At 55.4% G+C, this 18,819-nt stretch carries 15 protein-coding genes and 1 pseudogene; 13 read left to right on the top strand and 3 right to left on the bottom strand.

What is annotated here, in order from left to right; translation table 11 throughout:
• Positions 1-23: 23 nt before the first annotated feature.
• Positions 24-1,163 carry a 23S rRNA (guanine(1835)-N(2))-methyltransferase RlmG gene (rlmG, locus tag ACUTQ5_RS15845; protein ID WP_445652044.1) on the top strand — a complete coding sequence of 380 codons (1,140 nt, stop codon included), beginning with the start codon at positions 24-26 and terminating at the stop codon, positions 1,161-1,163.
• Positions 1,164-1,201: 38 nt separating this feature from the next.
• Here rlmG and ACUTQ5_RS15840 read toward each other — a convergent pair whose 3' ends face one another.
• A complete protein-coding gene (locus tag ACUTQ5_RS15840) occupies positions 1,202-3,223 on the bottom strand; it encodes an oxidoreductase (RefSeq protein WP_445652043.1) in 2,022 nt (673 codons plus the stop codon).
• Positions 3,224-3,648: 425 nt separating this feature from the next.
• Here ACUTQ5_RS15840 and ACUTQ5_RS15835 point away from each other — a divergent pair, with 425 nt between their 5' ends.
• Positions 3,649-5,268, top strand: a complete 1,620-nt coding sequence (locus ACUTQ5_RS15835) for an ABC-F family ATP-binding cassette domain-containing protein (protein WP_445652042.1) — start codon at positions 3,649-3,651, stop codon at positions 5,266-5,268.
• A 13-nt stretch (positions 5,269-5,281) separates the two neighbouring features.
• Here the strand turns inward: ACUTQ5_RS15835 and pdxR are convergent, their stop codons facing one another.
• Complete coding sequence (gene pdxR, locus ACUTQ5_RS15830) at positions 5,282-6,748, bottom strand: MocR-like pyridoxine biosynthesis transcription factor PdxR (protein ID WP_445652041.1); 1,467 nt, start codon at positions 6,746-6,748, stop codon at positions 5,282-5,284.
• Positions 6,749-6,869: 121 nt separating this feature from the next.
• On the opposite strand from pdxR, the gene ACUTQ5_RS15825 reads away from it, so the two are divergent.
• The 3 genes from ACUTQ5_RS15825 to ACUTQ5_RS15815 are packed head-to-tail and all read left to right on the top strand — an operon-like array spanning position 6,870 to position 10,906.
• Positions 6,870-8,135, top strand: coding sequence for a 4-aminobutyrate--2-oxoglutarate transaminase (locus tag ACUTQ5_RS15825; protein ID WP_445652040.1), 1,266 nt, complete (start codon positions 6,870-6,872; stop codon positions 8,133-8,135).
• Between the two features lie 13 nt (positions 8,136-8,148).
• A complete protein-coding gene (locus tag ACUTQ5_RS15820; RefSeq protein ID WP_445652039.1) occupies positions 8,149-9,603 on the top strand; it encodes an NAD-dependent succinate-semialdehyde dehydrogenase in 1,455 nt (484 codons plus the stop codon).
• Positions 9,604-9,661: 58 nt separating this feature from the next.
• Positions 9,662-10,906 (top strand): aromatic amino acid transport family protein, encoded by a 1,245-nt coding sequence (locus ACUTQ5_RS15815; protein ID WP_445652038.1) that lies wholly within the window; start codon positions 9,662-9,664, stop codon positions 10,904-10,906.
• Positions 10,907-10,977: 71 nt separating this feature from the next.
• On the opposite strand, the gene yfcF is transcribed toward ACUTQ5_RS15815, so the two are convergent.
• Positions 10,978-11,613, bottom strand: coding sequence for a glutathione transferase (gene yfcF / locus ACUTQ5_RS15810; RefSeq protein WP_445652037.1), 636 nt, complete (start codon positions 11,611-11,613; stop codon positions 10,978-10,980).
• Positions 11,614-11,784: 171 nt separating this feature from the next.
• On the opposite strand from yfcF, the pseudogene ACUTQ5_RS15805 reads away from it, so the two are divergent.
• The 8 genes and pseudogenes from ACUTQ5_RS15805 to ACUTQ5_RS15770 all read left to right on the top strand — a co-directional run.
• Positions 11,785-12,021 (top strand): annotated as a pseudogene (locus tag ACUTQ5_RS15805) (HPP family protein); the annotation flags it as partial.
• Positions 11,949-12,254 (top strand): hypothetical protein, encoded by a 306-nt coding sequence (locus tag ACUTQ5_RS15800; protein WP_445652036.1) that lies wholly within the window; start codon positions 11,949-11,951, stop codon positions 12,252-12,254. The pseudogene ACUTQ5_RS15805 and the gene ACUTQ5_RS15800, both read left to right, overlap by 73 nt.
• Positions 12,255-12,990: 736 nt before the next feature.
• Positions 12,991-14,871 carry a PAAR domain-containing protein gene (locus tag ACUTQ5_RS15795; protein ID WP_445652035.1) on the top strand — a complete coding sequence of 627 codons (1,881 nt, stop codon included), beginning with the start codon at positions 12,991-12,993 and terminating at the stop codon, positions 14,869-14,871.
• Entirely contained in the window at positions 14,862-15,521 is a 660-nt protein-coding gene (locus tag ACUTQ5_RS15790) for a DUF2931 family protein (protein WP_445652034.1), read from the top strand. Before ACUTQ5_RS15795 ends, ACUTQ5_RS15790 begins: the two co-directional genes overlap by 10 nt.
• 83 nt (positions 15,522-15,604) lie before the next feature.
• Positions 15,605-16,261 (top strand): DUF2931 family protein, encoded by a 657-nt coding sequence (locus ACUTQ5_RS15785; protein WP_445652033.1) that lies wholly within the window; start codon positions 15,605-15,607, stop codon positions 16,259-16,261.
• An 88-nt stretch (positions 16,262-16,349) separates the two neighbouring features.
• Entirely contained in the window at positions 16,350-16,988 is a 639-nt protein-coding gene (locus ACUTQ5_RS15780; RefSeq protein WP_445652032.1) for a DUF2931 family protein, read from the top strand.
• Between the two features lie 83 nt (positions 16,989-17,071).
• Positions 17,072-17,737: a DUF2931 family protein gene (locus ACUTQ5_RS15775; RefSeq protein WP_445652031.1), complete on the top strand. Its 666-nt coding sequence runs from the start codon at positions 17,072-17,074 to the stop codon at positions 17,735-17,737.
• Positions 17,738-17,825: 88 nt separating this feature from the next.
• Entirely contained in the window at positions 17,826-18,488 is a 663-nt protein-coding gene (locus ACUTQ5_RS15770; protein ID WP_445652030.1) for a DUF2931 family protein, read from the top strand.
• The last annotated feature ends 331 nt before the right edge of the window (positions 18,489-18,819 follow it).

The following is an 18,819-nucleotide window of genomic DNA, read 5'->3' as shown; positions in this document are numbered from 1 at the left end:
AATTTTATCAGTCAGGAGGGGCAATGAGCCAACTCGATCTGGGAACACAGCAACTTGAGCTGGAGCGTTATCCCCAACAGGAAGAATCCACCCAACTACAGGCGTGGGAAGCGGCGGACGAATATCTGCTGCAACAGCTTGAAAATGTAAACATTGGCGATCGTCCGGTGCTGATTTTCAACGACAACTTTGGCACCCTGGCCTGCGCACTGCACGGTCACCAGCCTTACAGCATCAGCGATTCTTATATGAGCCAGTTGGCCACGCGCCATAATCTGAAGCTCAATGAATTGGATCCGGAGCAGGTTACGCTGCTGGACACCCTGGCCGAATTGCCGGAGTCACCGGCGGTGGTGCTGATCCGCATTCCTAAAGCGCTGGCATTGCTGGAACAGCAACTGCGTGCGCTGCGCGATGTAGTGGCACCAGACACGGTGATCATCGCCGGGGCCAAAGCGCGTGACGTGCATACCTCAACCATGCAGCTGTTTGAAAAGGTGCTCGGCCCCACTCGTACCAGCCTGGCATGGAAGAAAGCGCGGTTGATCCACTGTGAAGTCGCAGACATCGTGCCACCGGCAGCGCCGGTAACCACCAATTGGGTGCTGGACGGCACCGATTGGATTATCCACAACCATGCCAACGTGTTCTCACGCAGCAACCTGGATATTGGCGCACGCCTGTTCCTGGATCACCTGCCGCATGACATTGAAGGCCACATCATCGATCTGGGCTGCGGTAACGGTATTATCGGCATGGCCGCATTGATGCAGAATCCGCAGGCGCAGGTGAGCTTTGTTGATGAGTCCTACATGGCGGTAGCTTCCAGCGAACTGAATGTGGAACATAACCTGCCGCAGGATATGGATCGTTGTCAGTTTGAGGTGAACAACTCGCTGGCGGGGATTGAGCGTGAAAGCGTGCAGGCGGTACTGTGTAACCCACCGTTCCACCAGCAGCATGCCATCACCGATCACACCGCCTGGCAGATGTTCTGTGACGCCAAGCGTTGCCTGCAGGTGGGCGGCGAGCTGCGCATTGTCGGTAACCGTCATTTGGATTACCACCAGAAGCTGAAACGTTTGTTCGGCAACTGCACCCTGATCGCATCCAACAAGAAGTTCGTGATCCTCAAAGCGGTGAAGTCCGGCGCTCGTTACTGATTGAACAAGGGGCGCAGAAAATGCGCCCCTGATAGTGATTACAACGTCATCGCCAGTCGCGTGCCCTGATCGATAGCGCGGCGAGCATCGAGCTCGGCGGCGACGTCCGCTCCGCCAATCAAATGCACCGTTTTGCCCATCTCCAGTAGCGGTTGTTGCAGCTCGCGGCGCGGTTCCTGCCCGGCGCAGATAATCACCGTGTCTACCGGCAAACAACTTTCCTGCTCGGCTCGTGATATATGCAGGCCTTCATCATCAATGCGTTGATAGCTCACGCTGTTGAGCATTTTTACGCCGCGCATAGCCAAACTGGTGCGGTGGATCCAACCGGTGGTTTTCCCCAGGCCTTCACCCACTTTGCTGGTCTTGCGTTGCAGCAGATAAATCTGCCGGGCCGCGTGCGTCGCCACAGGCCCTTCTGCAGCCAGACCGCCGCGATGGTTAAGCTGGCCATCGATGCCCCATTCACGGTTAAACTCAGCCTGATCCAGGCTGCTCGACACGCCGTGCTGGCTGAGGTACTCGGCGGTGTCAAAGCCGATTCCGCCGGCACCGATAATCGCTACCCGCTGGCCGACCGGTTTTTTGTCGCGTAGCACGTCCAGATAGGTTAAGACTCTGGCGTTATCGATGCCGGGGATCTCCGGGGTACGCGGCACGATGCCGCAGGCGAGGATCACTTCGTCAAACTCCGCCAAATCGGCTGCCTTCACCCAACTGCCCAGCTTCAGCGTTACTTCCAGCAGCGCCAGTTGGCGGCGGAAGTAGCGCAGGGTTTCATGGAACTCCTCTTTGCCGGGGATCTGTTTGGCAATATTGAACTGGCCGCCAATCTGATCGGCGGCGTCGAACAGCGTCACACGGTGGCCACGGCTGGCGGCGGTGGTGGCAAAGGCTAGCCCGGCAGGCCCGGCACCGATCACCGCCAGTTTCTTTGGTTTTTCTGCCGCAACCAGTGGCATTTCGGTTTCGCGGCAGGCGCGTGGGTTAACCAGGCAAGAGGTGAGTTTGCCTTCAAAAATCTGGTCGAGGCAGGCCTGATTACAGCCAATACAGGTATTGATCTCGTCGGCGCGGCCTTCGGCGGCTTTTTGCACAAAGGCGGCGTCGGCCAGGAACGGACGGGCCATCGACACCATGTCGGCGCAGCCGTCTGCCAGCACCTGCTCCGCAACGGCCGGATCGTTAATGCGGTTGGTAGTGATCAGCGGAATGCGCACTTTGCCCATCAATTTGCGAGTAACCCAACTAAAACCGGCGCGTGGCACCATGGTGGCGATGGTCGGAATCCGCGCCTCATGCCAGCCAATACCTGTGTTGATGATGGTCGCCCCCGCTTGCTCAACCGCCAGCGCCAGCTGCTCAATCTCCTGCCAGCTTGAACCGTCTTCCACCAGATCCAGCATCGAAAGGCGGTAAATCAGAATGAAATCGCTGCCGACCGCCTGCCGCACTGCCCGGACGATCTCTACAGCAAAACGCATGCGGTTGCTGAAGCTGCCGCCCCATTGGTCGTCGCGCTGGTTGGTGCGTGACACCAGAAATTGGTTGATCAGATAACCTTCGGAACCCATCACCTCGACGCCATCGTAGCCGGCTTTTTGCGCCAGTGCCGCACACTGGGCGAAGTCGACGATGGTCTGCATGATCTCATCCTCGCTCAGCGCAGTGGGGGCGAAGGGGTTGATCGGTGCCTGCAGCGGGGAGGGGGCGACCGGTTGCGGCTGATAGCTGTAGCGACCGGCATGCAGGATCTGCAGTGCAATTTTACCGCCGGCCTGATGGACAGCCTCGGTGACGATGCGGTGGTGGCTGACCTGCTGTGGCTGGCTTAGGGTGGAGCCGCCACGATATACCACGCCTTTTTCATTGGGGGCGATCCCGCCGGTGACGATCAGCGCCACGCCGGCCGCTGCGCGCTCGGCATAGAAAGCGGCCATTCGCTCGGGGCCATTGGGCAGTTCTTCCAGGCCGGTGTGCATCGATCCCATCAACACCCGGTTTTTCAGGGTAGTGAAGCCGAGATCCAGCGGTGCCAGCAGGTGTGGGTAATTGCTCATTGCAGTCTCCATCATTCATCCCCTGCATCTTTCAAGCTGCAGTGTTGTTGGCTGCATTCGCTCACCCCAGTCACTTACCTGAGTAAGCTCCTGGGGACTTGCGAACTTGCTGCCTCGCTGCTGCGTGAAAGCTATTGGGTATGATCTGTAGTTATTATTATGTTCGACCTCAAGTGGTCGGATGAGATAAATCTAGCCGTTGTCACTGCCGTTGGGAATCTGCATTGCGCTGAATGTGATAGATGTCATGAATCTTTATTGCTGTTTGCATAGTGAACAGCAAATCGGTTAGCATTTGCGCGTTGAAATTCCTTCTCTCTGCGGAGCCATTACCGAAAATGAACACACACGCCTGCTGATATCTTGTCCCACGTTACGCACATCGGTGCTTTGTGGGGATGTTTTGATCTCATTCAGGAGTGCTTATGGCTCATTTTGCGCAGTCCCCTTATCTCGTTTTACATCAACTGACTTGCCAGTTTGCTGACGGCGAAACGCTGTTCGGCCCGCTGGATCTGACTTTCGATCAACAACACTGTGGCCTGGTTGGGCGTAACGGCGTCGGTAAAACTCGTCTGCTACGGCTGATTGCCGGGCTGGATTTGTCGGGTAGCGGCCATGTTGAGTCCCATGCTTCACTGGCTTACGTGGCGCAGCAGCCGGACATCGCACCGCAGACCACGCTGGCGCAGCTACTCGGCTACGGCGAGACCTTTGCCGCGTTGGCCCGCCTTGAGCTGGGACGGCCGCAAGCGGAAGATATCGAGCGTCTGGAAGGGCAGTGGGATCTCAGCGATCGTCTGCAGGCGGCTTTTAGCGCAGCCGGGCTGCCGGTATTTGAGCCGAAGCGGCCAGCGAGCGATCTGAGCGGTGGTGAACGGATGCGTGCCACCTTGTGCGGGGCGATGCTCGGTGGTGCGGACTTCCTGCTACTGGACGAACCGACCAACCACCTTGATACCCGCGCTCGCGACTGGCTGTATCAACAATTGGAAAGCTGGCGTGGCGGTTTGCTGGTTGCCAGCCACGATCGGCAATTGCTGGCGCGCATGCAGCGTATTGTCGAACTGACCCCCGCTGCATTGCAGAGCTACGGCGGTAACTACCAGGATTATCGCCGCCAGCGTGACCTGGAGCAGCAGGCTGCGCGTGCCGGGCTGGAACATGCGCGTCAGGAACGTCGGCGTATCCGCGCCCGGCAGCAGAAGGAGCATGACATCAGCCAGCGGCGTTCCGCGCAGACGCTAAAAGCCGTCGATACGCTGAACATCGCCTCTTTTGAGCGGGTGGCCTATAAGGCGGCGGCCAAAGAGAGTCTGGGTACGCTGCGCAAGCAGCATCAGGAGCAGAAAGGCTCCCTCGATGCCGCAGTACATCAAGCCTGGCAGCGGGTGGAGGAAGATAGTCCGGTGATGCTGACCCTGCCGGGTAGCGCAGTGGCGGCGGGCAAACAGGTACTGGTGCTGGAACAGCTGCAACTGCCCTTTATCACTATGCCTCCGCTGAATTTACGCATCGATGGCCCGATGCGCGTGGCGTTAACCGGCCCAAACGGCTGCGGTAAAACGACCTTGCTGAAGGTGATCCTGGGGCAGTTGGCCGCCAGAACCGGTTGTTGCCATTGCTCGCTACCGACGGCTTATCTCGATCAAAACCTTTCGCAGCTAGATCTGTCTCTTTCGGTGGTTGAGCATCTTGACCTGCAGGATTCGCCGCTCAATGAGGGCAGGATGCGCAGCCAGTTAGCACAGTTGCAGCTAAACGCCGAGCGCGTACTGTTGCCCCTGGCGGTGCTGAGTGGTGGTGAGCGGCTGAAAGCGGCGCTGGCCTGCATGTTGTGGCGTCAGGAGCCGGCGCAGTTGCTGTTGCTGGATGAACCGACCAACCACCTGGATCTGGCATCGTCACTGGCGATCGAGGCCGCACTGGCCAGTTTTCCCGGCGCGATGCTGGTGGTCTCCCATGATGAGGCGTTTTTGCAGGCGCTGAAATTGACTCACCGTTTGCAATGGCAGCAGGAAGGGTGGCAATTGCAGAGCCTTTGATGGAAGAGCGCGCTCAGGGACGGATGCACTCCAACAGCAGGGTAAAGGCGGCGGCCATTTGTTCTTCCGGCACGCAGGCAAACCCCATCAGCAGGCCACGGCGATGGTTAGGCAACATGTAGTAGCGCGACAGTGGTCGCACCAGCACGCCGCGTTGGTTGGCGGCGGCGGCGATCGCCACGTCGTCCGCCTCATCCGGCAGGTTAAGGATCAGGTGCAGCCCGGCGTTGTTGTTGAATTCGCTCAATGCCTGCTTGCCCAGATGCTGTTCGATCAATGCGGTCAGAAATGCCCGTCGGCGGGCATACAGCAGCCGCATGCGACGAATATGCGCGGTGTAATGGCCTTCCTGAATAAACTGCGCCAATGCGGTCTGGATCAGCAGATGACCGCCGCGGTACAGTTCGGCATGGGCGGTTTTCAACGCCGCGACCAGCGGCTTTGGCAACACCACGTAACCCAGCCGCAGCGCCGGGTACAGCGTTTTGCTGAAAGTGCCGATATAGATCACCGGCGCGTCGGCTTCCAGCCCTTGTAATGCCGGGATCGGCTGGCCGGAAAAGCGGAATTCACTGTCGTAGTCATCCTCAACGATCCAACTGCCGCCGTTACGTGCCAGTGCCAGCAAGCGTTGTCGCCGTGCCAGACTCATCACCGAACCCAGCGGATATTGGTGCGACGGAGTGACAAATATCAACCGTGGTGCACCGGTGGGTTGCTCCGGCGGTACCATACCGGCCTCATCAACCTCCAGCGGGCAGATATTCACGTCGTTCATTCGCAGGATATTGCGGATCCCCCAATAGCCCGGCTCTTCTATCCACGCGTTGTCGCCCGGATTGCACAGCAGCCGCGTCACCAGATCTATTGCCTGATGGATGCCCTCGGTAATCAGAATTTGCTCCGGCGAACAGCGTACCGAGCGTGCCACGCGCAGATAATCCACCAGTGCATGTTGCAGTTCCGGGCTGCCACCCTGGTTGCTGTAGGTCAGTTTCTGCGGGGCTGGGCGACGGCTAATGCGTGCCTGGATCTTGCTGAATAACTGATGAGGGAAGGCATTTACATCGGGTACGCCGGGGATAAACGCACCCCATTGTTTCGGGCTGGCGCTGGCGTGATGCAACAAAGCAGCGCCGCGTTCAGACAGCTCAATACGTCGTTGTTCCCCGTCACTGCCGGTAGGGGCGCTGGCAGTGGATAAACAACTGTCCGGCACGGTTTCGGCGACGAATGTGCCACTTCCGGCGCGTGCCAAAACATATCCTTCCGCCAGCAATTGTTCGTAAACGGTTAAAACGGTGTTGCGTGAGAGGCTAAGCTCCTGCGCTAAATCGCGTGAGGCGGGCAGGCGGCAGGAGGGCGGCAGGCTACCGTCCAGAATGCTGGTGCGGATCGCATTATAGAGCCGCTTATGCAGCTTATCCTCAGGCTGTTCGCCGAGACGTTGCAATAGCAGGTCACCACTCAGTGAGCGCAATTGGATCCCTCAATTAATCGTAACTGGCTCTCGATTATAGGGCCACATCCTGTGTAAATAAACGTCATTGTTTCACAAATGTGAACGAAACGTACAGATGGCACCGACCGGAGAGAACAACATGAAAAACGCTGAATTGAACCAACGTCGTCAGGATGCTACCCCACGTGGGGTGGGTGTCATGTGCGGTTTTTACGCCGAGCGTGCAGAGAACGCCACGCTGTGGGATGTCGAAGGCAATGAAGTCATCGATTTTGCCTCGGGTATTGCCGTACTGAATACCGGCCACCGTCACCCGAAAGTGATCGCCGCGATTGAAAAGCAACTGAAGGCTTTTACTCATACCGCTTATCAAATTGTTCCTTACGAAAGCTACGTTACGCTGGCGGAGCGCATCAATCAGCGCGCGCCAATTGAAGGCCCATGTAAAACCGCCTTCTTCACCACCGGTGCCGAAGCGGTAGAGAACGCGGTCAAAATTGCTCGTGCTCATACCGGTCGCCCAGGCCTTATCACCTTTGGCGGTGGTTTCCACGGCCGTACTTACATGACCATGGCGCTGACCGGCAAGGTGGCGCCTTACAAACTGGGCTTTGGGCCATTCCCTGGCTCGGTGTTCCACGGTCAGTACCCAAATGAGTTGTATGGCGTGACCACCGAAGACGCGATGAACAGCTTGGAACGCATCTTTAAAGCGGATATCGATCCCAAGCAGGTTGCGGCTATCGTGCTGGAGCCGGTGCAGGGCGAGGGCGGTTTCAACATCGCACCGGCCGAGTTTATGCAAGCGCTGCGCACGCTGTGTGACGAACACGGCATTCTGCTGATTGCCGATGAAGTGCAGACTGGTTTTGCCCGTACCGGCAAGCTGTTTGCTATGGATCATTACAGCGTGAAACCCGATCTGATCACCATGGCGAAAAGCCTGGCGGGCGGTATGCCGCTGTCGGCGGTGGCAGGACGTAGCGAGGTGATGGATGCTCCGGCACCGGGTGGGCTGGGCGGTACCTATGCCGGTAACCCACTGGCGGTGGCGGCAGCGTTGGCGGTATTGGAAGTGATTGAGGAAGAGCAGCTGTGCCAGCGTTCGCAGCGCCTGGGCCAGCATTTGGTGGAAGTGTTGCAGCAGGCGCGCCAGACCAGTAAGGCGATCGTGGATATTCGCGCTCAAGGCTCGATGGTGGCAGTGGAGTTCAACGATCCTACCTCCGGCAAGCCTTCGGCGGAAATTACCCGTCAGGTGCAGCAGAAAGCGCTGGCAGAAGGCCTGTTGTTGCTGAGCTGCGGCGTCAATGGCAACGTGATCCGCTTCCTGTATCCGCTGACCATTCCGGAAGACCAGTTCACCAAGGCGCTGAGCATTCTTTCCCGCGCGCTGGCCCAATAAGGAGTGCGTGGCAATGAAATTGAATAATCCCGAGCTGCTGCGTAGCCAGTGTTTGATTAACGGTGAGTGGTGTGATGCGCTGAGCGGCAAACGTGAAGCGGTGATCAACCCGGCGACCGGCGTCGAATTGGCCAGTATTCCGCTGGTCAGCGGCGAAGAAACCCAACAAGCGATTAACGCGGCGCAGGTGGCGCAGCAAGGCTGGAAGCAACTGACCGCCAAGCAACGGTCCACACTGCTGTTGGCCTGGGCCGACAAGATAATGGCGGCGCAGGAAGATTTGGCGCAGTTGATGACCGCAGAACAGGGCAAGTCATTGGCGGAAGCGCGTGGTGAAGTGGCCTATGCCACGTCGTTTATCACCTGGTTTGCCGAAGAGGCCAAACGGATAGACGGTGCGGTATTGCAGGCACCACTGGCCTCACAGCGCCTGGTGGTGGTCAAGCAACCGATTGGCGTTTGTGCGGCGATCACCCCTTGGAACTTCCCGGCGGCGATGATCACCCGCAAGGTGGCACCGGCGCTGGCGGCTGGCTGTGCGATTATCGTTAAACCGGCCGAACAAACGCCGCTGACCGCGCTGGCGTTGGGCAAGCTGGCGCAGGATGCCGGCATTCCGGCGGGCGTATTGCAGATTGTCGCCGGTGATGCCGCTCAGGTGGGCAAGGTGCTGTGCGACAGCCCGGTGGTGCGCAAGTTGAGCTTTACCGGTTCGACCGAGGTCGGCCGCATTCTAATGGCGCAGTGCGCGCCAACCATCAAAAAACTGTCGCTGGAACTGGGCGGCAATGCGCCGGTGATCGTCTTCGATGACGCCAACCTGGACGCGGCGGTCGCAGGCATTATGGCCTCCAAATTCCGCAACAGCGGCCAGACCTGCGTCTGCGCCAATCGTATCTACGTGCAGGACGGCATTTATGACCGCCTGGTGGACAAACTGGTGGCGGCGGTCGAGCAACTGAAAGTCGGCGATGGCAGCCAGGAGGGCACCACTCAGGGGCCGCTGATCGACCAGGACGCGGTGGAAAAAGTGCAGAGCCATATCGATGATGCGTTGATCAAGGGGGCGCAGGTTGCTATTGGCGGTCAGCCACACGCGCTGGGGGGGACCTTCTTCCAGCCAACGGTAGTGACCGGCGTGACGCAGAAAATGCGTTTCGCCAAAGAAGAAACCTTTGGCCCGGTAGCGCCACTGTTCCGTTTCCATGATGAGGCGGAAGCCATCGCCATGGCCAACGATACCGAATTCGGCCTGGCTGCCTATCTGTTCACGCAGAACGCCTCACGCCAGTGGCGTGTGCCGGAAGCGCTGGAGTACGGCATGGTCGGTATCAATACCGGACTGATTTCCAACGAAGTCGCACCGTTTGGCGGCGTGAAACAGTCAGGGCTCGGACGTGAAGGATCGCGTTACGGGATTGAAGAATATCTGGAGTTGAAATACCTGTGTATCGATGTGAGCTGTTAACCACCGGGAAATTAACCGATCCCGGTGGCCTGGGCTGTCGGGAGACAAAGGATGCTGTATGTCTGCTGAAAATACCTCTATTTCTCCGGCGCTTGCCGCCGGGGTGCGAGCACCTGCACCCACCAAATCACTGAGTTTCCTCGAAGGGGTGGCGATGATTGTCGGCACCAACATTGGTGCCGGCGTGCTGTCTATCGCCTATGCCTCCAGCAAGGCGGGTTTTTTACCCCTGTTGTTCTGGCTGGTACTGGTCGGTAGCCTGACCACCATCACCATGCTGTATGTTGCCGAATCCACCTTGCGCACCCGCGCTCATCTGCAATTAAGCGGGTTGGCGAAACGTTATGTCGGCGGTATCGGTGCCTGGCTGATGTTTGCCTCGGTTTGCGTTAACAGCGTCGGGGCGCTGACCGCCTATATGACCGGCAGCGGCAAACTGCTGCAATCCCTGTTTGGTATCTCACCGGCGATCGGCAGCCTGCTATTCTTCGTGCCTGCGGCGGGGGTGTTGTACCTGGGGCTGAAGGCGATTGGCCGCGGCGAAAAGTTTATCAGTATCGGCATGGTAGTGATGCTGGCCGCATTGGTGGCGGCCACACTGCTCAAAGATACCAGTCAGATGCGTAACCTGCTGGACGGTGACTGGCGCTTTATGGTGCCGGTATTCAACGTGGTGGTGTTCTGCTTCTCGGCGCAATATATCGTGCCGGAAATGGCGCGCGGCTTCTCGGACAAACCGGAGCAGCTGCCCAAGGCGATTATGGTCGGTATGGCGGTGACCTTTGTGTTGCTGGCGGCGGTACCGATGTCGGTCATTGCGCTCAGCGGATTGGATGGCATTTCTGACGTGGCGACCATTTCCTGGGGTCAGGCATTGGGGCAATGGGCGTTCTTCTCCGCCAACATCTTTGCCCTGTGCGCGATGCTGACCTCTTACTGGGGATTGGGCGGCAGCTTCCTGACCAATATTTTCGACCAGTTCAGACTGGGTAATGACGAACAGCCTCTGCGCCGTTTCGGCGTGTTGATGCTGGTGGTGTTGCCCCCCTTCGTACTGGCTTACAGCGGGCTGGTGTCATTCGTTAACGCACTGTATTTCGCCGGGGTATTCAGCGGGGTGATCCTGTCGATTATGCCGATGCTGATCCTGCGCGGGGCGCGAAAGCATGGCGACCAGACGCCACGCTGGCAGTGCAACTGGATCACTCACCCGTTGCTGCAGGTCAGCATCATATTGCTGTACCTGGGCAGTGCGGTGTATGCCATTGCGTCGTTGTTCGGCTATCTGCCCTCTGGATGGTGAATTGCCTTCCCTCAAGAAGTGATGTTGTTTCTCGATAATTGAGAACGGCGGCGTCGTGGCCGCCGGTTTTTTTACCCGCACATTTTCTCCGGCAGCGCCAACCAGGCCTGCACCGAAGGACGTTGCCACTGTTTTTGCGCATAGTGGCGAATGTTTTCCGGCACCGCATCACCGTGTATCACCAGCCGATTGAGCATCAGCGCCAGATCGGTATCGGCAATACACCATTCCCTGAACAAATTATCCTGGCCGTGGCTCAGCAGTTTTTCGACGGCGGCGATCAGCTTGTTGGCGTCAGCCTGTGCGGCGGCGGACAGCGGGGGAAACTTGCCCTGGTCGAAAACGGCCTCGGTCGAACGTTCGGCGCGCAGGCCCTGCAGATCGCTGCGTAGCCACGCCTGGACTTCCCGAGCCTTGGCGCGTTGTTTAACGTCGCGCGGATACACTGGGTGGGCCGGGTGGATCTCATCGAGATATTCATCAATGGCCGAGGACTCCGAGAGTTGAAACTCGCCGATCACCAGCGTAGGGACTCTACGTGTCAATGACAGCGCTGCATAGCTTGCCGCTTTGTTTTCCCCTTGTGACAGGTCGACCGGCTTAACCGTGAAGGGAATGCCTTTCTCCGTCAGGGTAATAAACGCCGACATGGCATAGGGGCTGAAAAAGTTGGCATCGGTATAGAGTTCGGCAATCGGCTGAGACATTGGGTTTTCCTCAAGGCAAAGGGATGCGAACTTTGATAATTGACGAGCAGTGGCTAAAAATCAATCTGTTAGCAGAAAGTTATTTCAGCGGTGAGCCGTGCTATGGGCGAGGGTTGCCGACGTTGTGATATATTTGTTGCCATTAAGTTGATTTTGGCAGCGCGAAGTAACATGAAGCAGCAGTGGATAGAGAGTTTGAAACTAGGGTGTGCCCGTTTGTGGCCGCACCCTTTGGCCGTAGGCAAAAAAGAGATATTTCTTTCCAGCGTTGGCGCCGGATTGGGGCTGATGATTTCCGGTTGGATCAGCCATTTTGTTCTGGGTGAGGTGAACCTGTGGTTTATCGCGCCGATGGGGGCATCCGCCGTGTTGTTGTTTGGCGTGCCGAACAGCCCGCTGGCGCAGCCATAGACGGCGACGAAGAGAACATCATCGGTATTGAGCTTTACGACGCTGAGCAGGATAAAACGGTTGTCCGTTTCGATTCCTACCTGTTTGAACTGGAGGCGCTGACCTTTCTGCGCTGGCTGGTCGTCACCAAACGGCTGGAGCTATCGTATTTTTTCGAGCGTCGATGTATAGATTTGTTAAGGTTAAATCACGAAAAGCGTCAACCTGATGTACCGGAATGTACCGCGTAATGCGCGAATTTTCCCGAAAATTGTCAAGTTGCCCCACAAATTCGCAATTCGATATGCAGTTTTATACAGGTCAACTACCGGAATCCCCCGCCTTATTCGTGAAAGTGTCAACCTCGTGTACAGAACGGATAAGGTTTTCTGTGAAAAACGAAACCGATCCGCGAAAGTGTCAATCAGCCGGAAAGCCGTATGATTGCTAGATTCAAGAAGTTTTTGCCGATTTACCGATGTATAGAAAACCCAACATCCATTCACGAATTTACGCAAAAGTGTCAACCAGCCTGATCCAAAATGATCCGGATTTTGCGCAAAAAGTGTCAATCCCACCTCACGATGTATAACGGCGAGCGGAAATTGCCAATTCTCACAACCGTGTAGCTGTTCCACTGGCGGCGTATCCCTACAGGAAGCGAATACGGCATGACGTGGCGTCAGGCAACGGGGTAATGGCGAGTGTGGGCCAACAACACAGAATCACAATTTTTATGTGGATAATTAATGCTCATATTTTTATGCTGGCGATTCATATTGCGTTTAAATTAAGGATAATCAGCATGCTAAATACCATTAATACCCCAAACAACACCCTTTTTACACCAATGAACTGACCCCGGATGTTCTGGCCTGCCAATATAAATCGCCTTTCAGCGCTGAGCAATTCGCTGAAATGGCTGATGAAGGTGACTCTATGGGGAACGATTTTTTGTGTTTAACGCGGGCTTGCTAAGGACGGCATATGACGACGGGATTTTTTCTGTATCACCTGGATAAAACCACCTGCGGGGGCCGGATTCTTTCCGGCTCACCTGACGACACCTACGAAATCGGTGGTATCGAGCGACAGCAGGTCAGAGAGGGCGATCCTGTGACCTGCGGGAAGCATGAAGGACGGTTTCGCGTGTGCGGCGGGATGGGCGATACTTACGAGGTGGGTGGCGTGCTGAAAGAGTGGGCGGGTTCTCTAGACAGTTACAGCTCATGTCCGTGCCGTGCGCGGTTCATCCCCTCCGTTGATACGCACACCTATGAACGAGATTGTAACGCCGGACGGGCAGCGGAACGCGCCCGTGCCACGGAGAAAAAAGCGCAGCAGTCCGGTGAGCCGGAGCAGCACGCTCAGGCGGCAAAGAAAAAGAAACGCGAAATTACGTTGACCATCGGGATGTTCTTCGACGGCACCGGCAACAATGCCATCAACAGCGGTGAGCGTCAAAAAGCCTGCACCGGCGAGCATTTTGGGATGGATAATGCTGATGCTCAGTCTGCTTTAATTCAGTGCACCCGGCTAAAACGCGGTTACAGCGGTACCGCCGCCGGGAGTCATCTCGGTTATTACACCAATGTGCACTGGCTTAATACGTTGTATAACCAAAAACTCACCGTGGGTACAGGGTACGGTCAGGGGGCTATTTATATCGAGGGGATCGGCACCGAAAATGGAGAAGGCGACAGCGGTTACGGGATGGCGACCGGCCGGGGTGACACCGGCGTGGTGAGAAAAACCGATAAGGCGGTCACGGCGCTGATTGCCGGTATCCAGGACTATTTAACCGAACACCCCGCCGCCCGTTCCTGCACCATAAAAGAATTGCAGTTTGATATTTTCGGTTTCAGTCGAGGTGCGGCTGCGGCGCGGCATTTTGCTAACCGGGTGTTCGAGCAGGACAGTTTCATTATTGCGGCCATTAAGGCCGGGCTGGGTGAGGTTGAATTCTCAGGTACTCCCGGCGGTAAAACCCGCTTTCTGGGAATATTTGATACCGTGGCCGCTATCGGTACCCCGGCTAACGGCCTCAACCCACACAGTGCCGATACCGGCAATGTAAATATCGTGCTTCGCCCAGGCGTGGCGGAGAAAGTTTTCCATATCACGGCACAGCACGAATGCCGGTTTAACTTTGCACTGAACAGCGTCAAACCGGCGTGGCCGGAACTGGCCTTACCCGGCGTGCACTCAGACATTGGCGGCGGCTACAATCCCGACGAGCACGAAGCCTATTTTCTGACCCGCCCTCAGTTTGAAACCGTGCCCCTGTCTACCGCCGACAGCCATACCCGGATTTATCAGCAGACCTGTGAGCAGCTCACGGTGATGGATACCTATCCGGCGATAGCCCCTGTGTTTCAGAGCGTAGAGATTGAGATTAACGCCTGGCATAACGACAGAATGCCCGCCGATCGCTATGGCACGCCGCAAAAGCGCAGCGGCGCAGCCCTGATTATCGACAGACCCACGCGTAATGACTGGTCAAAGGTGGTGCTACGGGTGATGCTTGATGCTGCACAGGATGCAGGGGGAGTATTCGATCCCATTGATGACAGTGTTCCAGATTTTGCAATACCAGCAGAGCTAAATAGCCTATGTGAAAAGGCCATTGTGATGGGCCGTGCCGCCCGTAGTGGTCAATCGGCCATTGGGTTTACCACCCCGGAAATACATGGGCTGGCGGAAAAATATCTCCATTGCTCAGCCAACTGGAACAGCGTGATAAGCGACGGTCGGGGCATGGTCACCGGCGGAGTTAAACCGGCGAAACTGGTCACCTTCACCAATCGTCCGGACGAACGCTGGCAACGGACGGTCTACGATATGGACGGGAATAAAACATGGAAATAATGCGTCTGGCCGGGCTGCTTTCGGTACTGACGTTGACGGCCTGCCAAGGAGCAGGCCAGCCTAACGTTGCCGCAGTCAAAAACGATGTTCCAACAGAGTGGAGATTTAATTTTTTTACGCCTAAAGCGCTTCCCGCATTGGTGACGTTCGCCATTGTTATTGATACCGATGAGTGGATTTCACGATTTATTACGCTGGACAGCACCCCCGACCTGGATAATGTTATCGGCGCGTGGAACGATAGCGATCGCGCACCCAGCGGACATTGGAACAGAATAAAATCTCCCCCCAAATATCTCTTTTTCTGCTGGGACTCCATCATTGATAAAAAGGTGTATGAAACCCGAGTAACCTTCTCTAACGCCGTTGTGGATAAAATGCGGCGGCCCAGCGGGAAAAATGATCCATACAATAATACCTACAACACCATGCAAATTGGTCTGGCCCCTGAAGGGAAGGTGGCCGTCTGGCTACGTGGAGTAGGAGTTGAACCTAATTACCGCGTGACGCCGTCAGTCATAACAACGCTCTCCGGGGATAAATTAGAACTTTGCAAAGGAGTAACTAAGCACCCCAATGGATATAAATACTATGGGGAAACTCCAGACTTCATCAAAGGGAAAAAATACCCCTACGGTAACTGGAATTAACTCAGATACGGGGAGTTAGTGTCCCTAGGAGTAATCCACACAGTGACGCAGCGGACGGTCTACGATATGGACGGAAATAAAATATGGGAATAATGCGTCTGGCCGGGCTGCTTTCCGTACTGACGTTGACGGCCTGCCAAGGGGCAGGCCAACCTAACGTTGCCGCAGTCAAAAACGATGTTCCAACAGAGTGGAGATTTAATTTTTTCACGCCTAAAGCGCTACCCTCGATGGTGACGTTCGCCGTTGTCATTGATACCGATGAGTGGATTTCACGATTTATTACGCTGGACAGCACCCCAGACCTGGATAATGTTATCGGCGCGTGGAACGATAGCGATCGCGCACCCAGCGGACATTGGAACAGAATAAAATCTCCCCCCAAATATCTTTTTTTCTGCTGGGACTCCATCATTGATAAAAAGGTGTATGAAACCCGAGTAACCTTCTCTAACGCCGTTGTGGATAAAATGCGGCGGCCCAGCGGGAAAAATGATCCATACAATAATACCTACAACACCATACAAATTGGGCTGGCTCCGGAAGGTAAGGTCGCCATCTGGTTACAGGGTATAGGATTTGAGCCTAATTACCGCGTGACACCGTCAGTCATAACGACGGTCTCAGGAGATAAATTAGAGCTTTGCAAAGGGGTAACCCGATTCTCTAATGGCTATGAATATGGAGAAGATACAAAGGATTTCATCAAGGGGAAAGTCTATCCATATGGTAATTGGTAGGCCCGCTTGCCCCGGAAATCGTCACCTTCACCAATCGCCCGGACGAACGCTGGCAACGGACGATCTACGATATGGACGGAAACAAAACATGGAAATAATTCGTCTGGCCGGGCTGTTTTCGGTACTGACGTTGACGGCCTGCCAAGGGGCAGGCCAATCTAATGTTGCCGCAGTCAAAAACGATGTTCCAACAGCGTGGAGATTTATTTTTTTCACCCCCAAGGCGCTACCCGCATTGGTGACGTTTGCTATTGTTCAGGATGTCGACGGTAAGGTTTATGAGTTTGATACTCTCGACAGCACGAAGGCGCTGTATGACGTTGTCGGTGAGTGGAGCGACAGTGCACGTGCACTCAACGGCTACTGGAATCACATCGAGCGTCCCCCCAAGCATATTATTTTTTGCTGGGATTCGGTGATAGATAAAAAGGTGTATGAGACCCGCCTGACCCTCCCTAACGCCGTCGTGGAAAAGATGCGTAGTCCCAGCGTGTACAAAACCGTGCAAGTTGGTCTGGCTCCCGAAGGGAAAGTGGCTGTCTGGTTAAGTGGAGTTGCCAGGGGGGAGCTTAGTTATCGTGTGACACCGTCGGTCATAAAAACGGTCTCCGGGGATAAATTAGAGCTTTGCAAAGGAGTAACTAAACACCCTAATGGATATAAATACTATGGGGAAACTCCAGACTTCATCAAAGGGAAAAAGTACCCCTATGGTAACTGGAATTAACCCAGATACGGGGAGTTAGCGTCCCTCTGAGTAATCCACACAGTGACGCAGCGGACGGTCTACGATATGGACGGGAATAAAACATGGAAATAATGCGTCTGGCCGGGCTGCTTTCCGTACTGACGTTGACGGCCTGCCAAGGGGCAGGCCAACCTAATGTTGCCGCAGTCAAAAACGATGTTCCAACAGAGTGGAGATTTAATTTTTTCACGCCTCAGGCGCTCCCCGCGCTGGTGACGTTCGCTGCTGTTCAAGATGCCGACGGGGCTATGTATCAGTTTAATACTCTTGATAGCACGAAGGCGTTGTACGGTGTTATCGGCGGGTGGGACGATAACTCACGGGCACTCAACGGCTATTGGAATCATGTTAAGCGCCCCCCGAAGCATATTATTTTTTGCTGGGATTCCGTGATTGATAAAAAGGTGTATGAAACGCACCTGACTCTCCCTAAGACCGTTGTGGAGAAAATGCTCAGCCCCAGTGGAAACAAAGACTATCAGGGCAATACCGTGTATTACAACGCCGTGCAAGTGGGTCTGGCTCCAGAGGGGAAGGTGGCTGTCTGGTTAAGCGGGGTTGTTCGGGGCGAGCCTAATTATCGCGTAACGCCGTCAAAGTTGACGACGTTATCCGGCGACAAATTAGATATTTGCAAAGGAGTAACTAAGAGTGATTTTTCTTATGGATATGACGCAGATATAAAGGATTTCATCAAGGGGAAAGTCTATCCATATGGTAATTGGTAGGCCCGCTTGCCCCGGAAATCGTCACCTTAACCAATCGGCCAGACGAACGCTGGCAACGGACGATCTACGATATGGACGGGAATAAAACATGGAAATAATGCGTCTGGCCGGACTGCTTTCGGTACTGACGTTGACGGCCTGCCAAGGGGCAGGCCAGCCTGACGCTGTCGCAGTCAAAAATAATGTTCCAACTGAGTGGGAATTTAATTTTTTCACGCCTAAGGCGCTGCCTGCACTGGTGACGTTCGCTGTTGTCCAAGATGCTGATGGGACGGTTTATCGATTTAATACGCTGAACCGAACCCCCGATCTGCCTAAAGTTATCGGTGAGTGGAATGACAAGGACCGAGCATCCGGAGGGCACTGGAATCGCGTTGAGCGCCCCCCCAAGCATATTCTTTTTTGCTGGGACTCGGTGATAGATAAAAAGGTGTATGAAACGCATCTCACCTTATCGGCCGCCGTTGTGGAAAAAATGCTCAGGCCCAGCGAAAACAAAGATTATCGGGGCAATACCGTGTATTACAACAACGTGCAAATTGGTTTGGCTCCAGAAGGGAAGGTGGCCGTCTGGCTACGTGGTATAGGGGCTGAACCTAATTATCGTGTAATACCGGCAATCCTGACAACGTTATCCGACGATAAACTAGATATTTGCAAAGGAGTAACTAAGAGTGATTTTTCTTATGGATATGACGCAGATATAAAGGATTTCATTAAGGGGAAAAAATACCCCTACGGTAACTGGTGACCCCTTGCTTAGGTGTCATGCAAAAAGGGTTCCTTGTGGGTAATGCTTGTCAGTTAAGCCTGACTGGCATTTTTTATCCAATCCCTGTGCGCTCCGTGCAGGAGGAATTGCCGTAAATATCCCGCATTTCTCTGCTGCCGCAATGAACGGCAATTGGAGGGGCCGAAGGCGCGGCCCCTCCACCCGCGCCCTCGCTTAACACCGTCTGTCCGCTACGCGGATACCCTCGCTGCACCTGCGTTGTCGGGCGGGTCGGCTACGACAAACCTCCCTGTTAGTCTCGCCTCAACCGGCCTTCCCTGGTCGGTTGCCCCTGACAACGCCGTCTTGC

This window comes from Serratia sp. NA_112.1 (assembly GCF_052691715.1).
The sequence above is the reverse complement of the archived record's forward strand: the minus strand, read 5'-3'. Positions and strand labels throughout refer to the sequence as shown.

Bases quoted from the DNA above. Each gene is read 5' to 3' on its own strand.
- rlmG (WP_445652044.1), top strand. From the start codon at position 24: ATGAGCCAACTCGATCTGGGAACACAGCAACTTGAGCTGGAGCGTTAT.
- ACUTQ5_RS15840 (WP_445652043.1), bottom strand. From the start codon at position 3,223: ATGAGCAATTACCCACACCTGCTGGCACCGCTGGATCTCGGCTTCACT.
- ACUTQ5_RS15835 (WP_445652042.1), top strand. From the start codon at position 3,649: ATGGCTCATTTTGCGCAGTCCCCTTATCTCGTTTTACATCAACTGACT.
- ACUTQ5_RS15825 (WP_445652040.1), top strand. From the start codon at position 6,870: ATGAAAAACGCTGAATTGAACCAACGTCGTCAGGATGCTACCCCACGT.
- ACUTQ5_RS15820 (WP_445652039.1), top strand. From the start codon at position 8,149: ATGAAATTGAATAATCCCGAGCTGCTGCGTAGCCAGTGTTTGATTAAC.
- ACUTQ5_RS15815 (WP_445652038.1), top strand. From the start codon at position 9,662: ATGTCTGCTGAAAATACCTCTATTTCTCCGGCGCTTGCCGCCGGGGTG.
- yfcF (WP_445652037.1), bottom strand. From the start codon at position 11,613: ATGTCTCAGCCGATTGCCGAACTCTATACCGATGCCAACTTTTTCAGC.
- ACUTQ5_RS15795 (WP_445652035.1), top strand. From the start codon at position 12,991: ATGACGACGGGATTTTTTCTGTATCACCTGGATAAAACCACCTGCGGG.
- ACUTQ5_RS15790 (WP_445652034.1), top strand. From the start codon at position 14,862: ATGGAAATAATGCGTCTGGCCGGGCTGCTTTCGGTACTGACGTTGACG.
- ACUTQ5_RS15785 (WP_445652033.1), top strand. From the start codon at position 15,605: ATGGGAATAATGCGTCTGGCCGGGCTGCTTTCCGTACTGACGTTGACG.
- ACUTQ5_RS15780 (WP_445652032.1), top strand. From the start codon at position 16,350: ATGGAAATAATTCGTCTGGCCGGGCTGTTTTCGGTACTGACGTTGACG.
- ACUTQ5_RS15775 (WP_445652031.1), top strand. From the start codon at position 17,072: ATGGAAATAATGCGTCTGGCCGGGCTGCTTTCCGTACTGACGTTGACG.
- ACUTQ5_RS15770 (WP_445652030.1), top strand. From the start codon at position 17,826: ATGGAAATAATGCGTCTGGCCGGACTGCTTTCGGTACTGACGTTGACG.